Origin of the sequence: Mesorhizobium sp. YL-MeA3-2017 (assembly GCF_030814575.1) — a bacterium.
In the GTDB taxonomy this organism is placed as follows: domain Bacteria; phylum Pseudomonadota; class Alphaproteobacteria; order Rhizobiales; family Rhizobiaceae; genus Mesorhizobium; species Mesorhizobium terrae.
This window is the reverse complement of sequence record NZ_JAUSVH010000001.1, coordinates 475,006-496,694: the sequence shown is the minus strand read 5'-3', so window position 1 is coordinate 496,694 and position 21,689 is coordinate 475,006. Positions and strand designations below refer to the sequence as shown.

At 60.3% G+C, this 21,689-nt stretch carries 21 protein-coding genes, 3 pseudogenes and 1 other annotated feature; of the genes and pseudogenes, 9 read left to right on the top strand and 15 right to left on the bottom strand.

Annotation, left to right across the window (positions count from 1 at the left end; translation table 11 throughout):
* Window positions 1–16: 16 nt before the first annotated feature.
* The gene (locus QFZ88_RS02295; RefSeq protein ID WP_024925868.1) at window positions 17–1,312 is read left to right on the top strand and encodes an ABC transporter substrate-binding protein; all 1,296 of its coding nucleotides are present in this window, start codon (window positions 17–19) and stop codon (window positions 1,310–1,312) included.
* Window positions 1,313–1,375: 63 nt separating this feature from the next.
* Window positions 1,376–2,176: a phosphodiesterase gene (locus QFZ88_RS02290; RefSeq protein ID WP_024925867.1), complete on the top strand. Its 801-nt coding sequence runs from the start codon at window positions 1,376–1,378 to the stop codon at window positions 2,174–2,176.
* A 926-nt stretch (window positions 2,177–3,102) separates the two neighbouring features.
* On the opposite strand, the pseudogene QFZ88_RS02285 reads toward QFZ88_RS02290, so the two are convergent.
* From QFZ88_RS02285 to QFZ88_RS02265, 5 genes and pseudogenes are all read right to left on the bottom strand, one after another.
* Window positions 3,103–4,251 (bottom strand): annotated as a pseudogene (locus QFZ88_RS02285) (IS3 family transposase).
* Window positions 3,853–3,969, bottom strand: a sequence feature (AL1L pseudoknot). Its footprint overlaps the pseudogene before it by 117 nt.
* 454 nt (window positions 4,252–4,705) lie before the next feature.
* Window positions 4,706–4,954, bottom strand: a complete 249-nt coding sequence (locus tag QFZ88_RS02280) for a hypothetical protein (protein ID WP_024925864.1) — start codon at window positions 4,952–4,954, stop codon at window positions 4,706–4,708.
* 87 nt (window positions 4,955–5,041) lie between these two features.
* Window positions 5,042–5,557, bottom strand: coding sequence for a DUF2335 domain-containing protein (locus QFZ88_RS02275; protein WP_139116398.1), 516 nt, complete (start codon window positions 5,555–5,557; stop codon window positions 5,042–5,044).
* Window positions 5,502–5,828, bottom strand: coding sequence for a hypothetical protein (locus QFZ88_RS02270; RefSeq protein ID WP_139116397.1), 327 nt, complete (start codon window positions 5,826–5,828; stop codon window positions 5,502–5,504). Before QFZ88_RS02270 ends, QFZ88_RS02275 begins: the two co-directional genes overlap by 56 nt.
* Before the next feature lie 819 nt (window positions 5,829–6,647).
* On the bottom strand, window positions 6,648–6,893 hold the full coding sequence (locus tag QFZ88_RS02265) for a hypothetical protein (RefSeq protein WP_024925860.1): 246 nt from the start codon (window positions 6,891–6,893) through the stop codon (window positions 6,648–6,650).
* 436 nt (window positions 6,894–7,329) lie between these two features.
* Between QFZ88_RS02265 and QFZ88_RS02260 the strand changes: the two genes are divergently transcribed.
* Window positions 7,330–7,626, top strand: coding sequence for a hypothetical protein (locus QFZ88_RS02260; RefSeq protein ID WP_024925859.1), 297 nt, complete (start codon window positions 7,330–7,332; stop codon window positions 7,624–7,626).
* Window positions 7,627–7,886: 260 nt separating this feature from the next.
* On the opposite strand, the gene QFZ88_RS02255 is transcribed toward QFZ88_RS02260, so the two are convergent.
* The 4 genes and pseudogenes from QFZ88_RS02255 to QFZ88_RS02240 form a co-directional block, all read right to left on the bottom strand.
* Window positions 7,887–8,225 (bottom strand): hypothetical protein, encoded by a 339-nt coding sequence (locus tag QFZ88_RS02255; protein WP_139116396.1) that lies wholly within the window; start codon window positions 8,223–8,225, stop codon window positions 7,887–7,889.
* Window positions 8,226–8,596: 371 nt separating this feature from the next.
* Window positions 8,597–8,797: a hypothetical protein gene (locus tag QFZ88_RS02250; RefSeq protein ID WP_036255450.1), complete on the bottom strand. Its 201-nt coding sequence runs from the start codon at window positions 8,795–8,797 to the stop codon at window positions 8,597–8,599.
* Window positions 8,794–9,390, bottom strand: coding sequence for a hypothetical protein (locus tag QFZ88_RS02245; RefSeq protein ID WP_139116395.1), 597 nt, complete (start codon window positions 9,388–9,390; stop codon window positions 8,794–8,796). The genes QFZ88_RS02250 and QFZ88_RS02245 overlap by 4 nt, the downstream gene beginning before the upstream one ends.
* Before the next feature lie 276 nt (window positions 9,391–9,666).
* Window positions 9,667–9,960, bottom strand: a pseudogene (locus QFZ88_RS02240) (transposase); the annotation flags it as partial.
* 364 nt (window positions 9,961–10,324) lie between these two features.
* Here QFZ88_RS02240 and QFZ88_RS02235 point away from each other — a divergent pair.
* Entirely contained in the window at window positions 10,325–10,546 is a 222-nt protein-coding gene (locus QFZ88_RS02235; protein WP_024927182.1) for a hypothetical protein, read from the top strand.
* 50 nt (window positions 10,547–10,596) lie between these two features.
* On the opposite strand, the pseudogene QFZ88_RS02230 reads toward QFZ88_RS02235, so the two are convergent.
* Together QFZ88_RS02230 and QFZ88_RS02225 are read right to left on the bottom strand one after the other, a co-directional pair.
* Window positions 10,597–10,911, bottom strand: a pseudogene (locus QFZ88_RS02230) (IS5/IS1182 family transposase); the annotation flags it as partial.
* A 161-nt stretch (window positions 10,912–11,072) separates the two neighbouring features.
* The gene (locus tag QFZ88_RS02225; protein ID WP_024925090.1) at window positions 11,073–12,134 is read right to left on the bottom strand and encodes a tyrosine-type recombinase/integrase; all 1,062 of its coding nucleotides are present in this window, start codon (window positions 12,132–12,134) and stop codon (window positions 11,073–11,075) included.
* 115 nt (window positions 12,135–12,249) lie between these two features.
* On the opposite strand from QFZ88_RS02225, the gene dusA reads away from it, so the two are divergent.
* Together dusA and QFZ88_RS02215 are read left to right on the top strand one after the other, a co-directional pair.
* Complete coding sequence (dusA, locus tag QFZ88_RS02220) at window positions 12,250–13,245, top strand: tRNA dihydrouridine(20/20a) synthase DusA (RefSeq protein WP_024925091.1); 996 nt, start codon at window positions 12,250–12,252, stop codon at window positions 13,243–13,245.
* A gap of 430 nt (window positions 13,246–13,675) precedes the next feature.
* On the top strand, window positions 13,676–15,238 hold the full coding sequence (locus QFZ88_RS02215) for a hypothetical protein (protein WP_024925092.1): 1,563 nt from the start codon (window positions 13,676–13,678) through the stop codon (window positions 15,236–15,238).
* A 371-nt stretch (window positions 15,239–15,609) separates the two neighbouring features.
* Here QFZ88_RS02215 and QFZ88_RS02210 read toward each other — a convergent pair whose 3' ends face one another.
* A complete protein-coding gene (locus QFZ88_RS02210) occupies window positions 15,610–16,314 on the bottom strand; it encodes a TIGR02281 family clan AA aspartic protease (RefSeq protein WP_024925093.1) in 705 nt (234 codons plus the stop codon).
* 4 nt (window positions 16,315–16,318) lie between these two features.
* Entirely contained in the window at window positions 16,319–16,552 is a 234-nt protein-coding gene (locus QFZ88_RS02205; protein ID WP_024925094.1) for a DUF1289 domain-containing protein, read from the bottom strand.
* A gap of 152 nt (window positions 16,553–16,704) precedes the next feature.
* Here QFZ88_RS02205 and QFZ88_RS02200 point away from each other — a divergent pair, with 152 nt between their 5' ends.
* Complete coding sequence (locus QFZ88_RS02200) at window positions 16,705–17,703, top strand: nicotinate-nucleotide--dimethylbenzimidazole phosphoribosyltransferase (RefSeq protein ID WP_024925095.1); 999 nt, start codon at window positions 16,705–16,707, stop codon at window positions 17,701–17,703.
* A 56-nt stretch (window positions 17,704–17,759) separates the two neighbouring features.
* On the opposite strand, the gene QFZ88_RS02195 is transcribed toward QFZ88_RS02200, so the two are convergent.
* Both QFZ88_RS02195 and QFZ88_RS02190 read right to left on the bottom strand, forming a co-directional pair.
* Window positions 17,760–18,653, bottom strand: coding sequence for a penicillin-binding transpeptidase domain-containing protein (locus QFZ88_RS02195; protein ID WP_024925096.1), 894 nt, complete (start codon window positions 18,651–18,653; stop codon window positions 17,760–17,762).
* 156 nt (window positions 18,654–18,809) lie between these two features.
* Complete coding sequence (locus QFZ88_RS02190; RefSeq protein ID WP_024925097.1) at window positions 18,810–20,333, bottom strand: sensor histidine kinase; 1,524 nt, start codon at window positions 20,331–20,333, stop codon at window positions 18,810–18,812.
* A gap of 73 nt (window positions 20,334–20,406) precedes the next feature.
* Between QFZ88_RS02190 and QFZ88_RS02185 the strand changes: the two genes are divergently transcribed.
* Together QFZ88_RS02185 and QFZ88_RS02180 are read left to right on the top strand one after the other, a co-directional pair.
* Entirely contained in the window at window positions 20,407–21,027 is a 621-nt protein-coding gene (locus tag QFZ88_RS02185) for a thermonuclease family protein (protein WP_024925098.1), read from the top strand.
* 50 nt (window positions 21,028–21,077) lie between these two features.
* Entirely contained in the window at window positions 21,078–21,689 is a 612-nt protein-coding gene (locus QFZ88_RS02180; RefSeq protein WP_024925099.1) for a glutathione S-transferase, read from the top strand.

The following is a 21,689-nucleotide window of genomic DNA, read 5'->3' as shown; positions in this document are numbered from 1 at the left end:
CCAAAGGAACACCACAATGAAGATTACACGCCGCAGCGCATTGGGCGGCCTCGCCCTCGGACTGGCTGTCGTCTCGCTTCCTGGCATCGCCTTCGCGGCGGAAGAGGTGACGCTGAACGTTCTCTACAACCTGCCGGGCTTCACCAAGTTTCACCAGCCGCTGGCCGAAACCTTCATGAAGAACCACCCGAACATCAAGATCAACTTCCTCGCTCCGGCTCCCGGCTACAACGAAGGCCAGCAGCAGGTGCTGCGCTCGGCGGTGACGGGCAACCTGCCCGACGTCTATTTTTCCGGCTACAACCTGACCGCCGAACTGGTGAACACGCTTGCCCCGCGCAACCAGATCACCGACCTGAAGCCCTATATCGACGCAGAGGGCGGGCAGGCATTCCTCGACAGGAATTTCAGCCCGAAGCTGGCAGCGCTCGGTCGGGTCAATGGCATTCAGTACGGACTGCCTGTCAATGCCTCCTCGCCGATCATGTACATCAATGCCGATCTGGTGAAGAAGGCTGGTGGCGACCCTGACAGCATGCCCAAGACCTTCCCCGAACTGATCGAGCTGGCAAAGAAGATCCACGCACTCGACCCCAAGGTTTCGGGCATGGGTTACGACATCAATGGCTGGCCGGATGACTGGTTGTGGCAGGCGGCGATTTACCAGCAGGGCGGCAAGCTGGTGGACGAGACGACAAAGAAGGTCGCCTTCGACAACGAGATCGGCCTCAACGCGCTCAAGCTGTTCCGCCAGTTCGTGACTGATGGCGGTCAGAACCTGCTCGACTGGGACCAGTCACGCCAGCAATTCGGTGCAGGCCTCACCGGCTTCATCTTCTCGACGCCGGCCCACGTTCAGACGATCGAAGGTCTTGTCGGCGAGCGCTTCCCCCTGAAGACGACAACCTTCCCGCTCGATAACCCGCAGAACGGCGGCGTGCCGACCGGAGGCAATTCGGCGGTCATCCTGACGCAGGACAAGGCGCGGCAGGATGCAGCCTGGGAATATGTGAAGTTCGTCACCGGCCCAGAGGCGCAGAACGTCATCGTGCGCATCACCGGTTATCTGCCGACCAACAAGCTCGCTACCGGGTCTGACTATCTCGAGCCCTATTATGCCGCGCATCCGAATGTGAAGACGGCTTCGCTTCAGGCCGACCGCTCGCTGCCCTGGGCCGGTTATCCAGGCGGGGACTCGGTCCGCATCTGGCGCACCCAGCGCGACATCATCGGCGCCGTCATGCGCGGCGAGGTGACGCCGGAAGCCGGCCTGAAGCAGATTGTCGATCAGACCAACGCACTGATGCACTGATCATTCTCGATCGATGGCCTGCGGGGAGAAGCGTCCCCGCAGGCCCAGCTTCCGGACAACCATATGAAAATCATCCACCTGACCGACGCGCATCTGATGCCATCGGGCGTCATCGTCCATGGCGTCGACCCTGAACAGCAATTGCGCATAGCGGTGGCCGACATTGTCGTCAAACATACCGATGCCGACCTCTTGGTCATCACCGGCGACCTCTGCAATTTCGGCGACCCGGAAGCCTATGCGCTGCTGCGCGATATTCTTGCCGCGGTGCCCTTCGAGGTTCGCTTGCTGCTCGGCAATCATGACGCGCGCGCCGCCTTCATCGAGGCCTTCCCGCAGCATCCGCGCGACGACCATGGCTTCGTTCAATCCTGGCTCGACACCGATCACGGGCGACTGCTGTTTCTCGACAGCCATGAGCCCGGCTTGATCGGCGGGCGTTATGACGAGATGCGTCTCGCCTGGCTGCACGGAGCGCTTGGCAGCGCAGGCGACAAACCGGTGACGGTCTTCATCCACCATCCGCCGTTCGATTGCGGCATCGCCCATTTCAACCATATCGGGCTGCATGACGGCGGCGCGCTGATGGAGAGGTTCGCCGCACATGCGTCGGGTGTGCGCCACATTGTCTTCGGGCATATCCACGTGCCGATGATGGGGACGACCGCCACAGGCATTTCCTACAGTTCCGGCCAGTCGTGCTCGCATCGCTTCATCACGGATATCGGGACGCCCAATCCATGGTGGACGAAAGGATATCCCTGCTATCGGATCATCATGCTCGATGACCACGGCTTGCGGTCCTATAGCGTGGAGGTCGGCGAAGAGCCTACCGAACGAACACAACCCTGCGCCGGACCTTGAAACGGCCTGTCTGTAGCGACTCAAACGGCGGGACGGTCCAGTGCTCGGCGACAGGGGTGTACAATAGCCACTCACAGCCGCACACGCTGCCGCTCTTTGTATGAGCGTAGTCTCGGCGGATATAGCGTATTGTGGAGTATGGTTGGCGGTATTTGGCGCGCCGCACCGGGCGAAGATGAGAACTATGTCTACGCCATAGTCCTCTAGGGCCCTCCTTTCGTGAGAATCGAGACTTGCTGCTCCCGGTCGCGGCAACTCCCAAGTGTCGTCCCTACGAGGGGCACCGAACCGCGCTTTTCCCATTTTGTAACGGTCTTCGGGTTGATCCCTTAGCGCTTGGACAGCGCCCTCAGGCTCTCTTGACTATTTTGTATTGCTCGACGGTCTGTCGTTGTGGCGCAGTCGTGAAGAACCTGTCCCATAGCGCACCATAAAACCTCGGGATCAAACACCTAGCACTCTCGTTCCGTATCAGCGCGGCGCGCCTCGAGCCAGATGCTTTTGGCCCGGTCGTAGCATCCCCCGCACAGGAGCTTGACTTGGGCAAACTCGATAGCCTTATCGCTCCACTCGCCGCCTTCCGCCACGCGAATGCGCTCGCATTCCGTGCACCATGCGTCGGGTCGAGATGCGAGCTGATCCCTAGACCAATAGAAGCCAACGGCCCGCCGGGTGTCCAAGGAGTCAACAATATGGCGACATACGAATGTAGCCTCGCGCTCGCCATGCGCTTGGCATTGTACCTTTTCAGCCATAGATACCCCCGGCGACCTCGGATACCATACGCTCATCCACGACAACTTCAGCATGGACTGGGCTACGTGGCTGCAGCACGCTGGCCTGGACGATATCAATCCCAATAGCAGCGTGAGGTTCCACACCTCGACTGAACCGCCCCGGTTTTGTCGGAGGTTGTTTCGTTTGAGTTACGCCGCCATGGCTGGCTCTTCCGGCCTGGCATAGTGGCGTCCCTCGGCTTTGGCCGGCGGGATGTTGCGGATGGGCTCCAGCAGCCGGCGATTGTTGAACCAGTCTACCCATTCCAGCGTTGCGAACTCGACGGCCTCGAATGAGCGCCATGGCCCGCGTCGGTGGATCACCTCGGCCTTGTAGAGACCGTTGATGGTTTCGGCGAGAGCATTGTCGTAGCTGTCGCCGACGCTGCCCACAGAGGGCTCGACGCCAGCCTCCGCCAGGCGCTCGGTGTATCGAATGCTGATGTATTGGCTGCCTCTATCGCTATGATGCACGAGCCCGCCGCGATGGATCGACCGCCGATCATGGAGGGCCTGTTCCAGAGCGTCCAGGACGAAGCCCGTCCAGGTCGCGCCGTAGGTGAAGTCGGAGACCCAGAGCATGTGCGGCGCCGGGGCATGGAATTGGCGGTTGACCTGATCGAGAGGGCAAGGTGCGGCCTTGTCGCTCACCGTCGTGCGGAGCGGCTTGCCGCGAATGATGCCCTCAAGGCCCATGACCCTCATCAGGCGGGCAACGGTACAGCGGGCGACATCGAAGCCCTCGCGCCGCAACTACCGCCAGACCTTGCGAACGCCGTAGACGCGGAAGTTCGCCTCGAACACGCGTCGGACCTCATCCTTCAAAGCCTCATCCCGCTTCGCCCGAGCCGATAGCCCAGAGGGATCGACGCGCTTGGCGATATGGTCGTGGTAGGTCGACGGAGCGATTTGCAACACCTTGCAGATCGGCTCGACCCCATGCGCCTCGCGGTGATCGTCAATGAACGCGATCATCGCTCGAACCGGCGGTCGAGCTCCGCCTGGGCAAAATGCGCGCTCGCCTTGCGCAGGATCTCGTTGTCCTGCCGAAGCTCGCGGTTCTCGCGCTCCAAAGCCTTCAGCTTCGTCGCCACATCCGTAGGCACACCGGCACGCACACCGGTCGCGCTCGGCCTTCTTCACCCACTCATGCAGCGTCTGCGCCGTGCAGCCGATCTTGGCGGCGATTGACGAAACCGCCGCCCACCGCGAGGCATGCTCGCCTTCGTGATCTAGAACCAGCCGAACCGTGCGGGTTCGGACCTCGGGAGAGAACTTGTTGGTCGTCTTGCTTGTCATGGCTCCACCTTCTCAGGAGTTGAAGCCTCCGGCAAACCCGGCGCGGTTCAAAGCGTGGGCTTCCCCAACTGCCAAGTTCCTAGTGGGCATTTTCGATAGCGAGAGAACCAGGATCATGCTCGCGGGTGCGGCTGGCGCGTATTTTGGACTGCTTATTAAGCGGATCGCTCTCGCCAATCGGGCTTCGAGCCAATCTGGTTGATCGTCGAAAGCTTGCCTAACCCGCACATTGCAGCTATTCGGCCGCGCGCTTGTCCGTTGGCAAGCGCTCTCAGGCAACAAGCCCGCTCCGGTTCGCCGGGGCGGGCCTTTTGCGTTTGGGTGCTATCGAATGCGCTCGCAGCGCAGCGCGTCTGTACCGGCCTGATACCGCCGCAGATTGCCAATCCGCATATTCAGATGGCGCGGGCAAATACCGTTCGCCTTATACGGCTTGCACATAAGGCACCCGGCCCTAGCGCTTTTCGGCTTCTTCCGCTTGTGATGCATGTTGATCTCCGATCTTCACCGGTGCGCCCCGATCGCGCACGGTCGTGATGGGAGATCCGGTAGAATAGTCAGTCACAGGCAGCGCAATCTCGCCCGGGCTCCAGGCAAGAGCCTCCTCAAGTCCTTCGCGAATGCGGCTGTAGACCTCTTTCAACATAGCGAGAATATAGCCACCGGCAGCAGAAACGAAAACCCTGACCGGAGCCGGGGTCATAAACACAAATTAGGAGACTGACGCTCTCAGCCGCATCGTCATAACTCTAGACGACGGTGTGCCCGTGGAAGTCGGGCTCAGTGACGATTAGCCTTTTTCTGGTTTTCCGGCGCTATTTCCATTGCCGTTGTTCGCCCTACCTCGGATCAATGTCGCAGCTCCGCCAAGTACGCCGGTCCCCAGCAAAAGTCCTGCGAGTACATTGTTGCCGTGCATGCCCGCATACACCGCTGTCAAGATAAGAAGCACTAGCGCCGCGAATCCGAGATACATGGAATAATGGCTGGTCCGGATCGAACCTTTCACAATCGCCGATTCCATGGCTTGATTGTGTGACTGAGCTTTCTCAGCCATCGAGACGATACGTTCCGCCGAGCCCGGAAGTATCGCTTCATACTCACGCAAATGTCTCGGATGCGCTATCGGACCAGCAAATAATTCACTGGTCATCACGCGTGCGAGGCGCATAATTATTTCGGTTCGCTGGCCTTGAGGGACCAGCGAGCCGATCTCGCGATCTATTTCTTCTTTGATTGTCGCAGGAAGATTAGGCTGCTTTTCTTCGCTGCCTGCGGGGGGGCTGCTTGCCGGTTTTTTGCTCAATTAAGGCGCCCTGATCAGATGTCGCGTTCGACAACGCGCGGCCAACATCTGCCCACGCCTTCGCAACGCTGCCGTTGAACTGCGTAGGGCGGCGAATCTCAACTGGAGCAAAGAACCCAAAAGGCGCAGAAAACCCCCGCAGGAAGCCCTTCTTAAAGGCATCCGCTTTCATTGGATTTGCTGGTCCCTGTTTGCTCATACCCATAGATATGCCCCCCCAACGTGAAAAACAAATTAACGTTCTGTAAGGACTTTGCAACAATTCCGTCATCTGCCTATCTCGCTATCAGCGAGGAATCCGTTTCGCCTTCAGCCCCTCGGGCATCATTCCGTCCATCGTTTCTATGAACTGGGCGAAGGTATCGATTCCTGCCGCAGCCCTTAGCGACCTTGTCCTTTTTCAGAGTGTTGGTTCTTTACCCTTGCCTACCTCGCAGAGCATCGAGCCCCCACTGACCAGGGCCGGCGGCGGATATGAACAGGAAAACGAAGCAGAACAGTAGTAGGCGATCATCGAAAATGAGGGGCGGATAGTGCCCATAGACGACCGTAAAGAGTGCGTATTTTAGTGCGGTCACCAGAAACAAGAATGTCGCCACCAATCGCGTGAATAGCCCAACGAGAAGCAGCGCCCCACAGGCTAGTCCGACCCAGAACAAAATCGCTTCAATCGAGTCCGTCGCGCCAGTAAATACAACGGGAGGGTTCTCGCGAATCCGCTCCCATCCGTTAAATAGGACTATGTAGCCGCAAACCATTCTGAGGACGCTCAACAGCCGCGGTGCCCAGTATTCGCTGGTGAACGAGGATTTCATTTCCTGCCTCGCTGAATGAGTGCGCGTATCTCAGTTTGTCCCTGGCGCCGGCTCGTGAGGTTTTGCCCGTGTGCAAATGGGATCGCCCTTGTCAGGCCGGAGGCAGTCCCATTCTGGACCGAAGCCATGGTTCACTCTTGCTTGGAGCCGATGCAGTTCACTGGCGTAGTAGATCATTGCCGCGCTCAATCCGGCTGCGATGACTGAAGTAATGAGTACCGCTTTGGCATCGCCTTTTCTGAGCGGCGGAAAGTAGGGCCTTCGAAGTGGAGCCCTCATGGCTTCGGTAACCGCATTTGAGCGCACATGAAGGCAAGTTCGACCTCCTGCTCTGCATTTGATTCCTGGGTGCGGTCGTGGGCTGCCAACAGATTCACGAAGGCTAACTGGATTTCGTCACGGCTCCGGCCAGCGGCTATCATCTCTTCACTGAGGATCTGAAAACCCGGCTCAAGTGCTTCCTGGCAGTCTATCTGCCGGTCGAGGTAGGGCTCTTGGCGCGTAGGCGGATTGAACCACATGGTTGCAATCTAGCGCCAAACCTCGCGCAATCAAAGATCAGCCCTCGATCATGGTTTCTTCGGCGTATCGACTATGACCAGCATATTCGCCGGCAACCGGCGCTGTATGTGTTTCACGTCATCCCATGTTCCGGAAAGCCAAAGACCAACCTCATCCGGTGTCGTGCGATACGTGCGAAATGAACGTCGTTATGACAAACTCAAAATGCTGGAGGTAGGTGGCGACCGGCCGCCAGGGAAACTGATAGAGGCAATCGTTCGCCGGAACGGCTGCACGCCCAAGGAATCGATACCGGCCTACGACAAGTGTGATGCAATCTATGCCAATCTGCCAGCGGAGAAGCCGGCGCCGAAGTCGAACGCTTACGCTGAGGCCAAAGGCCACTCTTGATGATTGACGGAAACGCCTGGGGCTGACGCGATGTTGAAATCACCAATGAAAATCTCCGCCGCTGCTCGGGCGCAAATAGCGCTGGGCCTCGATCGTATTAAAGCGCGAACAGGCGTGGAGTGCATTCCCGCGGTTATGTGGGTTGATTCAGAACTCAACAACGGAATTGTCCCAAGCGGCGTCCTAATGGGAGCGTTCACCGAGGCGCAGCGAAACGAGATTGCGCACATCCTACGTAGCGATAATGGATACGAGTACGTTCTCTCCGTTGCGGAAGAGGACTTTGTCAGGTTCGTGGGTAAGACGCTGGACTACCGAGACGACAACTATGTTCTCGTTTAGTTGACTATTGGGGCTCTGATTTGCAGTTCACGCCCTTCGGGCCGTAGAAGCAGGGCCAGTTGGGGTCCGCGAGATGCTCGCCGGTTTGGCGTCCGTACCAGGCAACAGCAACAACGAGACCGGCCACCACGATCAAGATCAAAGCGACACCGGGAAGATCTGGCTTTCGCAACTCCAGCCACATCAATCCTCGTTTCCAAGGTGGCATGATCTTCCCACTCCGCGTGCCCTAGGGCGGCTAGCCCATTCAACCTGCTCGATCACAAAGAATCTGCGACCTGAAAGAAATCAAAACCTTTTCCCGCGTTGATCCCTTCGCGATACTTCTCATACGTGTAGCGGTTCTGAACTAATCCGTTCACGAAGCGTTTACAGGCGACAGGCGCGACATCGCGCAACGGAATCTTATGGCGCGCTGCGAAACGCTTCTGATTTTCCAAGGGCTCTGAGTTCGCATAGATGAGGCAGTCTGCAATGGTGCGCTTCAAAAAGGCAGGATCAGTTTGCATCTTGGCCTGATTTGCCACGAAGCTATGTCGTGACATTCCGCATCCAGTTACGCCCAAAGCAACGACAATCAAAGCTATCGCGCGGATCATGTATTCCCCCTGAGATCTTGCCGCGCTATTAGTCGATCCTCTGCCCAACAAGTTGCTAGAACAGCTCCAAAACCCACGCAACAGCCTTCCACAAGCCAACAGCGGCGCCCATCGCAAAGGCGATGGCGATGATCAAGCGAGCGTCGGGGCGGATCATTCGAGCAATGACCAAATCGACCCAGCGAGCCCGACGATCAGCGTCAGCCAGATCAGGCCGCCAATGACCATGGCGATGGTGAGTTTGGTGCTACGGCGGATCATGAAATCTCCATGAGACAACGCCATTGTTGGTTGCGGAAGGGGCGGCTATCGAAATGATAGCCGCACCGGCGGATCATGTGTTTGTGAAATTTCAAGCTGGGCTTCTCTAATCAGTTCCTGATCTTCCGTCGGGCGCGCTCGGCTACTACGAACCAACCTGGTGCTAAACCATTGGCCCATGTCAGTTCGGCTTCCGGATCGTGCTGCTCTTCAAGGGGTTCAGGCTCGAAATCAGCATCGCCGTCCAAATTATCGAGTAAGGTCAGAAGTCGCTCTATTTCCGCCTCTATGGCCGCCCGACCCGTTCTCATAGGTCGTCCTCCCAACGTACTGAGATTTTGCCACCAAGTTCTCTGATGGCCTTCACGATCCGGTTCATATCGATGCAACCGTGCGGTCCACCCCAGGCCTTTCGTTTGAAATACCCCTTGCCGTTCGCGATCACGTCAAGGTCTGGCATAGTGATGTTCTGGCGGAAGCACTCAGCCCGCAACTCATCCAGAAGTAGGTCACGTGTGGGTCGGTATGGCCGCCGCGCGCGTACGATTCCAATCTTCATTGCGCGGTGCTCTAGGCTGCCGCGTGATCTATCCGGAAACGCGGCTTTGAGTTCATCGGAAGTCGATGTTCGATACATCTTGCGAAGGCGAGATTGCTCATCGCCCGTCCAGAATTTGGCCGGAGAGGTCAGCTGCAAAACCTGGCAGCGGAACCGAATTGCGCACAGCGTTCGGCGCGGAAGGGCGATCTGCAGCGCCTCATAGTCTGGATGCAATTTTCGACATATGGCGTCTTCCGCTTCGGTCCAGAGCGCGTCTCCTGACCAATTTGCACCTCTGGCGTGGCACTGTGCGCGCATTCGAGAGGCGAGATTTGCATACTTGGAAGCACGAGCTAGCGACATTGGAATTCCTCCATTCGCCCCCGCGTGAAAAGGATGGCGAAATGAATCGCGATGTCGATTGGTCCGAAGCAGCAGACCGCACAATCCTTGCAATTAGTGGCCTGGGGAGAAAATAGCGGGGGTATCAATACTGAATCCGGGCGGCTGCTTAGTGCTAGTCAGACACGGAAAATCGGGCGTAAAGGTTAGGGATTTTGCGCTCAAAATACGTGAAAAATCGTTGCCCTAACCTTCCGCAAGTAATTGATAACCCTCGCTTGGCACTTCCGCCTGGGCAAAATAAGCGGAAACCTTGCGAAGGATCTCGTTGGCCTGACGGAGTTCGCGGTTCTCGCGCTCCAAAGCCTTGAGTTTCGTCGCCACATCCGTCAGCACGCCGACTCGAACGCGACTTTCGCGCTCGGCCTTCTTCACCCACTCATGCAGCGTTTGCACCGTGCAGCCGACCTTGGCCGCGATCGATGAGGCCGCCGCCCATCGCAAGGTGTGCTTGCCTTCGTGATCCAGCGCCATCCGAACCGCGCGGTTGCGAACCTCGGGGGAGAATTTGTTGGTCGTCTTGCTTGTCATGGCTCAACCTTCTCAGGAGTTGGAGCCTCCGATCAACCCGGCGCGGTTCAGTTGATTGATCTCGGTCCGATGCAATTGAAGGCGTTGGCTCTCCTCTTGCCTCAAAACGTATGAAAAGATTTGCTTTTTCAAAATCTTGACGTGTGCGCGCACATTGCCCCCTCAAACAAGGCAACGTGCGATGCATGCCAGCCCCAGAACAAACAACCGCTCGATCGACGCGCAATGCGCGCGCTTTTATCTTGCCACTGTATCGACGAGCTATTTTTGTTCTGTGCTAAATCTGCACGAAATGTCCGCTATCCTTCCACAGAGGATGGCGTACGTAAATCCCTGTAAGCTAGATGGCTCATGGAGATGGAAGATGTTTCGTAAGATTGTTCTCGCGACCGCAGCTGTCGCTGTATTCAGCATACCGGCTTTTGCTGCTGCCGAGTTCTACGTCGCCAAATCTGCCGCTACCAAAAAGTGCGAAATCGTCGACAAGAAGCCGGACGGCACCAAGCTGACGGATGCCGGTAAGAAAAGCTACGCCACCAAGGCCGACGCAGAGAAGGCACTGAAGCTTCTCAACGACTGCAAGTGATCTGACGGGAGCTTCACGGTTCCCAATTCTTAACCTGCTCCGGTCTCCGGAGCAGGTTTTTTCATTTGACCATCAGCCGGCGTCAGGCAGGCATCGACCAGAAGCCCACGGGCGGTTCTCCATCAGCCCATGCCCTATGAAACAAAGGTCGGCTTTCTTGCCTTTGCGGTTGAGCTTGGCTCGGGATTGGTGATCGCGAAATGCGTCTCTTTCGACCACTTTTGATCATGAAAGTTCGCTTCCGCGTTGCGCCCGCCGCCGCCAGCCGGCGGCTCATCCGAGCTATTCGGCTCGATGCTCTTCGTCGACGCCCAGGCCTCGATTAGTGTGCCGTCGACCGAGAAGTGATCGCAGGATAGAAGCTGGACGCTTCGATCAACATTTTGATTTAAGCGTTACGAGGCACTTCGGCATCCGAGCGCTGTTATGGCGCGCCCGAAGAGATTCGAACTCCTGACCCCCAGATTCGTAGTCTGGTTTGAAGTTTTGGCCCATACTGCAGTCGAACACGGAGGCGACCATCGCGTTACGCAGCACGGTTCGCCAGCACTGCGTGAAGTGCCTCGGGCTTAAGGTGCGTGTACCGTTTCAGCATTTTCCAGTCCTTGTGTCCGGTTACCAGAGCTACCTGTTCAATTGTGAATCCGGCCTCGAAAAGGCGGCTCGTGCCTTCGTGTCGTAAATCATGAAAATGAAGATCGTGGATATCCAGGTCAGCGCATCCTCGACGGAAGGCGGTGCCGACTGACCGATGATTGAACGGGAAAATCCGATCGTCGTCATTGCTGCGCCGTGCCCGTTGCTCCTCGACAATGGCCCACGCATCGTATCCGGTTGCCGCGAATAGCGGTATGCGCTGATTGTTGCCTTTCTTGTTGCGTGGGTCTTTCCGGTCACGGATGAGAAGCATCCGCGTGCGAGTATTCATATCGGACCAGCGCGCCTTGCAGATTTCCTCCTGGCGCATCGCGGTTGCGACGGCGAAACGTATGATCTGGCTAACCGGTGCCAATTGACGAGGGTTTGCATCGAAGTGAGCAATGAGCCTGTCGAGTTCATCCTGGGTCGGTCGCCTGTCGCGCTGGTGGCCTTTCCCAACGAGGCCAAGCCTCTTTAGGGCGATACGCGCGAGATCAACCGGTTCGACCTTGACGGGCAGTCCGTGCACCGCAGCGGCATGAGACAGGATAAGTTTTACAAAGCCGATGTCGATACCGAGCGTCATTGGCCCGGCGCCTTGGGTGGCCCGGTCGCGACCAAAACGAATGAGTCGTTCGCGATCGAGAGCCGCGATGTTGCACTTCCCCAGATGTCTTTGGAGCATATCGAGGGTTGCGGCCTTGGAGCGGCGAGGGGACTTGCCTACATCGCACATGTCGTCGATATGAAGGTCGATGAGTTCGCCGAAAGTTTTCAGGCGCGCGATACGGGACTTGGTCGGCGTCTCACCGCGATCGACTTGGCGCTCGGCTTCGGTCGCCCAGCGCCGTGCGTCGTCTCGGCGCAGGAAGGTCTCGCTGACGTAGCGACCTTTGCGACGGACTTGGACACGCCAGGAACCGGACGAGAGCTTTGTGTAGGTGGCCATTTTTTCGTGTGCGCTCCGTGTGCACTGAGAGATCGAAACGTGGCGAAAAGGGTCGTATTCTGGCGTAAATTCGTCTGCACTCAGCAGGTTCTAATGATCTGATGTTAAAGAAAAAATGCTGAAAAATCAATATTATAGAGTAGCCGTGGCGCCCATGATGGATTGGACGGACCGGCATTGCCGCTTCTTCCATCGCCAGCTGACGCGTCATGCGCTGCTCTACACCGAAATGGTGGTGGCGGATGCGGCCATCCATGGCCAGCGTGAGCGGCTGCTGGGCTTCGATGCGGTCGAGCATCCGGTGGCCTTGCAACTCGGCGGTTCGGACCCGCGAAAGCTCGCCGAGGCGGCACGCATCGGCGAAGGTTTTGGCTATGGCGAGATCAACCTCAATGTCGGCTGTCCTTCGGACCGGGTGCAGTCCGGCACGTTCGGTGCCTGCCTGATGCAGACGCCGGCGCTGGTCGCCAACTGCGTGGCGGCGATGAAAGCGGCGGTGGCGATACCGGTGACGGTGAAATGCCGCATCGGCGTCGACGACCAGGACCCGGAGGTCGCGCTCGACGCGCTGGCCGACGGCGTGTTCGCGGCCGGCGCCGACGCCTTGTGGGTGCATGCGCGCAAGGCCTGGCTGCAGGGGCTCAGCCCGAAGGAAAACCGCGACATCCCGCCGCTCGACTATGACCGCGTCTACCGCCTGAAGGCACGGCTGCCGCAGCGTTTCATCGGCATTAATGGCGGTGTTCCGTCGATCGACGAGGCGGTGCGCCATCTCGGCCATGTCGACGGCGTCATGCTCGGCCGCGCCGCCTATCATACGCCCGGCATACTGGCCGGCGCCGACGCCGCGCTCTACGGGACTGTGCCGGAGCCGGTCGATTTCGCGGCGCTGATCGAGACGATGGCCGCCTATGCCGCGCGCCACATCGAACAGGGCGGTCGGCTCGGCCATGTCACCCGCCACATGGTCGGTCTGTTCCACGGCCTGCCCGGCGCGCGCCGCTGGCGGCAGATCCTGTCCACCGATGCGACAAAACCCGGCGCGGGCGGGGAAGTGTTGCGCGCGGCGTTCGCGGCGATCGATTTCGCGGGCGCCGAGGAAGCTGCCTGACGCCGACAGCGCGTGTCGAGTAGGCTAGGCCGTGAATTTATAAACGCGAGATGACCGGTGTCGGGTGGAAAGCGGTCAGGCTGTTTACATGCTATTGGCTGAACTAACAGACGCATCCTTACAGCGTTCCCGCGCCGACTTCGTCACCGATGTCGTCATTCAATGAGTTGTAAGCGAAGATCCCGATTTTTCCATGCCACGGACTAGCCCATCTCATAGCCAACACAGCATTGAGATGAGTGTTAAAACGACGGAATTCGTCCGGAAACTCCGCCTATGCGACACTCCACTGTGACATGGTTCTTCGAACGTCGATCAAGAAATTCGGATTTATTTCACAAATTCAATTGGATAGGTCCGTTTTCGAAAAACAGAAGACGGGGCCATGTATTTAATTTATTAATAGCGCTGTGTGACAAGGAGGAGCTTCGTGGTCGATCCGGTCGAGAACTTCATAAGATATCAGGGCCCCTGTCTCACCAGCGCCGTCTCCGACCATCTGGTGCAGAACCTCGGCCTCACCCCGGCGGCGGCCCGCAAACGTGTTTCTCGCGCTTCCGGTGAAGTGAAGCGGCTAGCCTACATCACCTTTCCCCGCAAAGCGCGGTACGTTTACCTAGAGAAGCAATTCGGCTCGCCTGAATACTGGAGCAATCTGGTCGATGCGCTGCAGGACACGAACTCGGCTTATGGCTACGCCATTGCCGCGATCAGGCTTAGGGGCGGGGTCATTCCCGAGTCCCAGTTTCCAATTGCGAGCGGATCGCCACTTAAGCAGGCGAAGCACCTGTCGCCGGAAACGGTGCTCCAACGCCTCATTCAGGCAGGACTATTGGAACGACGGGATGTTCCCGGCCTCGGGGCCTGCATATCCCTGGTGCAGTCCGAACACCATTTCGACTTTATGGCCGCTGAAATGCGCGCCCGCCTGATAACCGAAGAGTTCCTGCTATATGCTGTTCGCGATTGGGCGCGGAAACTAGGCTTCGTCAGCTACGACAAGGTTGCCATGCGCGGGCCGGACAGTGCGCCAACGGTTGGTACATTCGCATGGGACCTCACTGCGCCATCTTATTTGAGCTTCATGGTGAAACCGGGCAAGGATGGGAAGATGAAGCCCGGATTTATAGCCTGCGACGTCTATCTTGGCGGGGAGGTTGACGTTCAGGGCATTCGCCCGTTCATCAACAAATGCCTGACGCTTCGGCGCCTTCGGAACGTCGGGCCATGCATGCAGATATTCGTTGCACATAAATACTCCGAAGAGGCGTTTGCCCTGCTTAAGCAGAACGGCATCGTTCCCGCCACGCCCGGAAATATGTTTGGGGATGAGATTGCCGAAGGGCTTGCCCAACTTTCCTCGGTGTTGACCAAGGCGGCGTTCACGGCCCTGAACCCTGAGGGGCTAGACCTGCTTTTCAAAAGGCTGGGCAAAATAGAAGGTGCGTCCGTCCAACTCCGGGGAACCCTGTTCGAATATCTAGCTGCTGAAATCGCCAGGAAGACGATCTCGCACCAGGTCAAAATGAACCAGATATTCAAATCGCCAGAAGGGAAAAAAGCAGAAGCCGATGTGGTTGCCCTCGTGGATGATAAGTCCGTCACATTCATCGAATGCAAGGGCTACAATCCCTACGCAGACGTGCCGAACAAGGAATTCACGCACTGGCTCCAACACAATGTCCCGGTCATCTACGCTGCTGTAAAGGCGCACCCCGAGTGGAAGAACCTCAAGGTCCAATTTGAATTCTGGTCCACTGCGTCGCTGTCAGATGACGCGTCCGCGATGTTCGACACTGCAAAGAAGACGATCAAAGCGTCGCGTTACACGATCGAACTGCGCCTCGGAAAGCAAATACACCAGCTCTGTAAAGACACCGGGAACGATGGTCTCGTGACCTCGTTCCGCAAGCACTTCATGAAATATCCACCCGTCGAGCAACAAGGTGTTGTCGTTCACGTCCAGCCTCAGGGATGGATGGTCGGCGCCTAGCGGACGCGTCAAACACTAGGATATTGTCGTTCCGCCGGATTCCGGCTCGTCCATCCGGCCTCGATCCTCGCGCCGCATTCCTTTATTTCGCCGATGCGAACCCTGTGGGTGCCTGCCTCCCACTCGGCGCAAATCCCCGATCAACATTTCCGCCAGACCTGGCTTTAGGTGCTCCACTGTCCGCCCTTACTTTTCGCTCGGGTAACAGCAGCTTTTGGGGCTTGCAGCCTCATTGTCAAAGTCCGAACGGCGGTCGGCAGCCGTCGCATCGCAACCCGATACGACAAGCTGGCAGAAAATTACCTTGCGGCTCTCAAACGCGTCGCAATCCACATCTGGCTACGACGTAACGGGTCTACGTCCCAGGGTGCTTAGTCGCGCAGGATCATGCGGTTGCCGCGCATGTCGAAGCCCGACAGCGAGCCGATGAAGTTCATGCCGAGCAGGCTCTGTTCCAGCGCGCCGGGGGACGCGACCAGAACCGGCATGTCGCGTCGCACGATGCTGCCCAAAGCCAGTTCGTTGGTGCGCACGGCCGCGGCACTGGCGGTGCCGTTGGCGGTCGAAACACGCACCGTGTAATTCAATCCTTCCGGGTTGATGCCGGCGGCGCGCGCGTCCTCGGCGGTCAGCACCGTGGTGGTGGCGCCGGTGTCGACGATGGTGTTCACCGGTTTGCCGTTGACCAGGATGCGCGCCTGGAAATGGCCGCCGTCGCCCTTGTCCAGCGTCACCGTGGCGCGGCCGTCTTCCACGCCCAGCGCCAGCGGGCTGCCGGGGATCAGGCCGGCGGTGACGCGGCTGGCGATATCCTGCAATTCGTAGCGGTACTGGTAGCCGGCAACGAGCACCAGCGCGATGATCGCCCAGGCGCCGAGATTGCGCCCCGTGGTGCCGAGCGACCCGCCTGATTGCAGCAGGCCGGCACCGATGACGGCGACGAGGATGCCCAGCCAAACCAGCCGGCCGAAATCATAGTTGCCGACGCCGAAGGTGGTGCCGGCGGTGTCGTTGTAGATCAGCAGGCCGGCCGCGGCCGCGATGACGACGAGGATCAGGATGAGCCCGCGGTTCATGCCGTCAAAGCGCCTCACCACGCTCGCGCGCCATGCGGGTGCGCCGGGTTTCGCGCCGCGGCCGCCGCTCGACCGTCTCCAGACGGGCCGGCAGTTCCGCCATGACGGCGCGGCGCTTGTCCGGCGTCATATCGAGCCAGGCCGAGATTTCGTCGCGCGTGCGCCCGCAGCCGAAGCAATAGCCGGTCTTCATGTCGATCGAGCAGACAAGGATGCAGGGCGATTCGATGGCCGTCATGGGATTATCCTAGGGGCACGCTCCCACATGGTGCAACGAATGTGGCAATGCAAGTCTCTCGCTTTACGCCAAACCGGGTCGTTTTCATGGCCGCGCGGTTGTGCCGGGCGGGCGGGGCGGCTATTGCCGGCCGGCCCAAGCAGGAACTTGCCATGACCAGCGCATTGCCCTTCGACGATTTCCGCGAGCTGATCGCCAACCTGCCGCCGGCCGACGCGGCGGCTGGCGAGCGTGTGCGCGCCCTGTTCGCCAAGGCGGACAAGCCGGCGGGTTCGCTCGGCCGCATCGAGGATGTCGCGGCCTGGCTGGCCGCCTGGAGCGGCAAGGCGCCGCCGGCGGTCAACCGGCCGCTGGTCGCGGTCTTCGCCGGCAATCACGGCATCATGCGCCGGGGTGTGTCGCCACGCCCGGTGGCGGCAACGGCGAATGCCGTGGAACTGTGCGCCGCCGGCGGTGCGGCGGTGAACCAGGCCTGCATCGCCTATGATCTCGGCCTCAAGGTGTTCGACCTCGCGCTGCATATTCCGACCGGCGACATCACCGAAGAAGCGGCGCTGGACGAGCGCGGCTGCGCCGCCACCATGGCCTTCGGCATGGAAGCGACGGCCGGCGGCACCGATCTGCTTTGTCTCGGCGACATCGGCGTCGGCAATTCGACCGTGGCCGCCGCCCTTCTGGCCGCAGTGCTGGGTGGCAATGGTGCGGACTGGGTCGGACCGGGATCCGGCGCGGATGCCGCCATGCAGGCGCGAAAAGTGGCCGCCGTGGATGCGGCTTTGGCTTTTCACGGCTCGAACCTCAAGGACCCGTTGGAGGCTTTGCGGCGTGTCGGCGGGCGCGAGTTCGCGGCGCTGGCCGGCGCCATCCTGGCGGCGCGCGTCCAAAAGGTGCCCGTGCTGCTCGACGGCTTAGCCGCCATCGCTGCGGCGGCGGTTCTGCACGCGGCCAATCCGGCAGCGCTCGACCATTGCCTGCTTGCCGGTCTTTCGCCGGAACCAGCGCACAAGAAGGCGGCAGAACGGCTGGGGCTGAAGCCGCTTCTCGACCTCGGTGTCGGTCACGGCGAAGGTTACGGCGCGGCGCTGGCAGCCGGCCTGGTCAAGGCGGCGGCGTTGACCAGTTCCGGCATGGCGGCGGCGATCCGCAACTGAGCAAAGGCCGGCGCGCCACTTGGGACGCGGCTGGCCAGAACTCGCTACGACGGATTTCAGACCGCCTCGATCCTCGACAGGCATTCGATGGCGAGTTTCGTGCGGTCGCCGATGTGGCGTGCCTCGCGGACCTCGAGGTAAAGCGCGAATGGCACCTCGACACCGCCTTTCCCGGCAAAGCCGATCAGCCAGCCGGCGGTTGCCTTGTCGAGACCGTTCCTGTCATCGACGCCGACCAGGCCGCTCTTGACCCGGATCGCGCCTTCGCCTGCCTTGGTGACGGTCATCACATCGACCGCCAGATCCTGGCTGCGCCTGGAAACCGGTAGGGCGCGGCGTTGCAGGCGCTCCAGGAAGGCAATTTGCTCTACCGGGCTGACGCGCAGTTGTCCGCTCAACCAGAACCGGTCGATGCCGCCGCCGATGTCGCGATTGCCGTAGTCGAGAAGGTCCATATAGGCCTGCATGCGCTCAGTGCCGATGCGCCGCGCGATCTGCTGGTAGGCGGGCACTGCGGAGGCGGCGATGGCCGAACGCAGGGTCTGGTCCTTGTTCCAGTCGGGAAAGCTGCGCTCGACGCCGTCCCATGCGAGGATGTCCTTGTCGGGGTCGGATACGACGCCGGTCTCGAATGCGATGATCGAATGGGCGACCTTGAAGCTGGAGGCCGGCAGGCGGGGTTCGCGGATCAGATGCAGGTCGCTGCCCACCAGCCGGTCGCCCTGCAGGGCAACGAAAGCGCCGACGGTTCCGGCCTTGCCAAAAATTTCATTGAGGTCTGGGCGGATCTCCACCGCGGCCAGCGGCTGCTTTTCCACCGGCAGTCGACCCTCCTTGCCGTGGGCGGCGCGGGCATCTCGGGAGAAGTTGTTCATCTTGACGGCAGCGTAGATGGGAGCCGCGAGCAAACCGGCGGCGAGTAGCCGCCGGCGCGACAAAAATCGGGTCATTCGTGGTTTCCTTGCGGGTTGGTCGTGAAGAGACGAACGGCGCGCCCATGCGCGCCGGAGGGGACCTGTCTGCGTCTCTTGAAAGGAATTATGGGCGCGTGACCGCGCACGCACAAACGATCAATTCTGAGCTTTGACCCTAGAAAAATTATTGGCTCAGCGGCGCCGTCCGGCGGCGGCGATCTTGGTCGGCAGCGCCGGCAGCTTTTCCATCACCCGGGTGGGCGGGAAGATGGCGATCGCCTCGGTGCCTTCGCGCAGCTTGGAGTGTAGCTCAAACTCGCCGCCATGCATGGCCATCAGGCCCTGCACGATGGGCAGGCCGAGGCCGGTGCCCTGCTCGGCGCTCTTGATGGCAATGGAGCCCTGGCCGAAGGCGGAGAGCACGACGGGAATCTCGTCGGCCGGGATGCCGGGGCCGTTGTCCCTGATCGAGACATATTGGCCGCCGCCCGCCGTCCAGCCGACGCGCACGCGCACCTCGCCGCCGGTTGGCGTGAATTTGACGGCATTGGAGAGCAGGTTGAGCGTGATCTGGCGCACGGCGCGCTCGTCGGCGAACAGCCGCGGCAGCTGGCGCTCGAATTCCTCGATGATGCGGATATCCTTGTTGCGGGCCCTCAGCTCCATCATGTGGCAGCAGTCCTCGACGACCGCCAGAAGCGTCACCGGCTCCTCGTTGAGCTGATAGCGGCCGGCTTCAATGCGCGACAGGTCGAGGATCTCGTTGATGAGATCGAGCAGGTGGCGGCCGGAATCGTGAACGTCGCCTGCATAGGTCTTGTAGGTGTCGTTGCCCATCGGACCCAGCACCTCATTGGCCATCACCTCGGAGAAACCAAGGATGGCGTTGAGCGGCGTGCGCAATTCGTGGCTCATCGAGGCGAGAAAACGCGACTTGGCGAGGTTGGCCTCCTCGGCGCGGCGGCGTGCCTCGTCGGACATCGACTTGGCGGTCTCCAGTTCGGCGATCAGCGCATCCTTCTCCGTGCGGAACGACAGCAGCATCACCGAGGACCGGTGCAGATGGTGCGCCACATAAGCGAAGAAGGGCAGGGCGGCGACCAAGAGCGTCACCATGATCGGCTCGGCCGGCATCCAGCCATGCGAGCCGACATAGGCATAGACGGCGACGGGAATTGCAAAGGTGGCGAGAAGCGCGCCGCGCAGCGACGAAGCCATGATGGCGGTGGCGGCCATCGCCATCAAAAGGATGACGGCCTTGATAACCTGGAACTGGTCGAGCACGCAGCCGCCGCAGCCCAGCGTGGCGAAATAGGCCCAGCCGAGGCCGCTGAGGAAATGCGCGGCCAGGAATGCGTTACGGGTCGATGTTTGCCGGATGTCGGCGGCTTCGGTGCGGTTGACGCGGCGCGCGATGATGCCGAGGCCGGCATAGCAGCCCATGGTGGCGAGCGCCCACACCAGCGCCTCGGAATTCATGCCGGAAAGGACGCCGGCGATGGCAATGGTCAGCACCAGAAGCGGCACGACCGCCGCGCCGTTGACCATCGCGCGCGCGTGCAATTTCAAAAGTTCGCGGTCGAAATCGGGATTGCCGGCCTGCTGGGAAAGGCGGTCGCGCGTACGCCGCACAGCGCGCGCGACATCGCTGTTGCGATGCGGCTTGCTGCGGTCCACAATGTTCTTGTCCGCCGTGGTCGAGCTTAACAATGGCATGAAACTTCAATCGTCGCAGGCAGCGGCTCCAGACTGGACGCTAAGGCGAAATCATTAAGAGACTGTTTGCCATATGAGTCGAACATGGTCGCAAAGGCCTGGACGGCGGCATTTTCAGCCGCGTCCGCGCGGCCCGTGGCGCAAGCTGCTCGATTACGCGCTGGCCGTGATTTTGCTTGGTCTGCTGGCATTGGTGGCGGCGCGGCTCGACCGGGTGGCGACCAAGCAGGAAAGCGGCGCTGCCATCGTCAATGACGGCGACACGATCACGCTGGGCGCCGAGCGCATCCGCCTGCGTGGCATCGACGCGCCCGAATACATGCAGACCTGCAACAAGGACGGCGCCGACTATGCCTGCGGCAAGCTGGCGCGGCAGGCGCTGGTGAAGCTGATTGGCGGGCAACCGGTGTCCTGCCAGGGCTGGCAGCGCGATCGCTATGGCCGGATGCTGGGCGATTGCACGGCCGGCGGCGTCGACCTGAACGCGGCGCTGGTGAAGGCGGGCTGGGCGATCGCCTTTGGCGATTTCGAGCAGGAAGAGGCCGCCGCGCGTGGCGCCCGCGCCGGCGTGTGGGCCGGCAGTTTCCAGGAGCCGCGTGACTGGCGCCGTGCCCATGACGGCGCCAGCGAGCCGCAGCACGGGGCGCTCGCCAGCGTTGGCGATTGGCTGAGAGAAATGCTTCGCTTCTGGTGAACCCGCCTCTATGGTTGGCCGGGCAATTCAAACAATCCCGGGAGCCGGCGATGAAACTGTTCGATGGCGGACGCGCGCCCAACCCGCGCCGGGTGCGCATCTTCCTGGCCGAGAAGGGCCTGAGCGTGCCGCTGACGCCGGTCGACATGGGCGCGATGGAACATAGGAACGAGGCGGTGACATCGCGCAACCCGCTGCGGCGGCTGCCGGTGCTGGAACTGGACGACGGCACCGTGCTTACTGAGACGGTCGCCATCTGCCGCTATTTCGAGGAATTGCATCCGGAGCCGGCACTGTTCGGTACAGGCGCGCTCGGCAAGGCGCTGGTCGAGATGTGGCAGCGGCGCATGGAGTTCAATCTGTTCCTGCCGGTTGCGCAGGCCTTTCGCCATATCCACCCGGCCATGAAGGAATGGGAGGTGCCGCAAATCCCCGAATGGGGCGAGGCCAACAAGCCGAAAGCGGTCGAGTTCCTGCACATTCTGGACAAGGAACTGGCGAGCCGCGAATTCATCGCCGGCGACAGTTACACCATCGCCGACATCACCGGGCTGGTGGCGGTGGATTTCATGAAACCGGCCCGTATCCAGATGCCGGAAGACTGCACGCATGTGCGGCGCTGGCATCAGGCCGTTTCCAGCCGGCCAAGCGCCGCCGCCTGA

Excerpts from the sequence above, each read along its gene's own strand:
- QFZ88_RS02245 (WP_139116395.1), bottom strand. The coding sequence starts at position 9,390 with ATGTCGCTAGCTCGTGCTTCCAAGTATGCAAATCTCGCCTCTCGAATG.
- QFZ88_RS02200 (WP_024925095.1), top strand. The coding sequence starts at position 16,705 with ATGACCAGCGCATTGCCCTTCGACGATTTCCGCGAGCTGATCGCCAAC.
- QFZ88_RS02295 (WP_024925868.1), top strand. The coding sequence starts at position 17 with ATGAAGATTACACGCCGCAGCGCATTGGGCGGCCTCGCCCTCGGACTG.
- QFZ88_RS02190 (WP_024925097.1), bottom strand. The coding sequence starts at position 20,333 with ATGCCATTGTTAAGCTCGACCACGGCGGACAAGAACATTGTGGACCGC.
- QFZ88_RS02225 (WP_024925090.1), bottom strand. The coding sequence starts at position 12,134 with ATGGCCACCTACACAAAGCTCTCGTCCGGTTCCTGGCGTGTCCAAGTC.
- QFZ88_RS02210 (WP_024925093.1), bottom strand. The coding sequence starts at position 16,314 with ATGAACCGCGGGCTCATCCTGATCCTCGTCGTCATCGCGGCCGCGGCC.
- QFZ88_RS02185 (WP_024925098.1), top strand. The coding sequence starts at position 20,407 with ATGAGTCGAACATGGTCGCAAAGGCCTGGACGGCGGCATTTTCAGCCG.
- QFZ88_RS02235 (WP_024927182.1), top strand. The coding sequence starts at position 10,325 with ATGTTTCGTAAGATTGTTCTCGCGACCGCAGCTGTCGCTGTATTCAGC.
- QFZ88_RS02255 (WP_139116396.1), bottom strand. The coding sequence starts at position 8,225 with ATGATCCGCGCGATAGCTTTGATTGTCGTTGCTTTGGGCGTAACTGGA.
- QFZ88_RS02250 (WP_036255450.1), bottom strand. The coding sequence starts at position 8,797 with ATGAGAACGGGTCGGGCGGCCATAGAGGCGGAAATAGAGCGACTTCTG.
- dusA (WP_024925091.1), top strand. The coding sequence starts at position 12,250 with ATGCTGAAAAATCAATATTATAGAGTAGCCGTGGCGCCCATGATGGAT.
- QFZ88_RS02205 (WP_024925094.1), bottom strand. The coding sequence starts at position 16,552 with ATGACGGCCATCGAATCGCCCTGCATCCTTGTCTGCTCGATCGACATG.
- QFZ88_RS02180 (WP_024925099.1), top strand. The coding sequence starts at position 21,078 with ATGAAACTGTTCGATGGCGGACGCGCGCCCAACCCGCGCCGGGTGCGC.
- QFZ88_RS02280 (WP_024925864.1), bottom strand. The coding sequence starts at position 4,954 with ATGACCCCGGCTCCGGTCAGGGTTTTCGTTTCTGCTGCCGGTGGCTAT.
- QFZ88_RS02195 (WP_024925096.1), bottom strand. The coding sequence starts at position 18,653 with ATGACCCGATTTTTGTCGCGCCGGCGGCTACTCGCCGCCGGTTTGCTC.
- QFZ88_RS02260 (WP_024925859.1), top strand. The coding sequence starts at position 7,330 with ATGAAAATCTCCGCCGCTGCTCGGGCGCAAATAGCGCTGGGCCTCGAT.
- QFZ88_RS02265 (WP_024925860.1), bottom strand. The coding sequence starts at position 6,893 with ATGTGGTTCAATCCGCCTACGCGCCAAGAGCCCTACCTCGACCGGCAG.
- QFZ88_RS02270 (WP_139116397.1), bottom strand. The coding sequence starts at position 5,828 with ATGACGGAATTGTTGCAAAGTCCTTACAGAACGTTAATTTGTTTTTCA.
- QFZ88_RS02290 (WP_024925867.1), top strand. The coding sequence starts at position 1,376 with ATGAAAATCATCCACCTGACCGACGCGCATCTGATGCCATCGGGCGTC.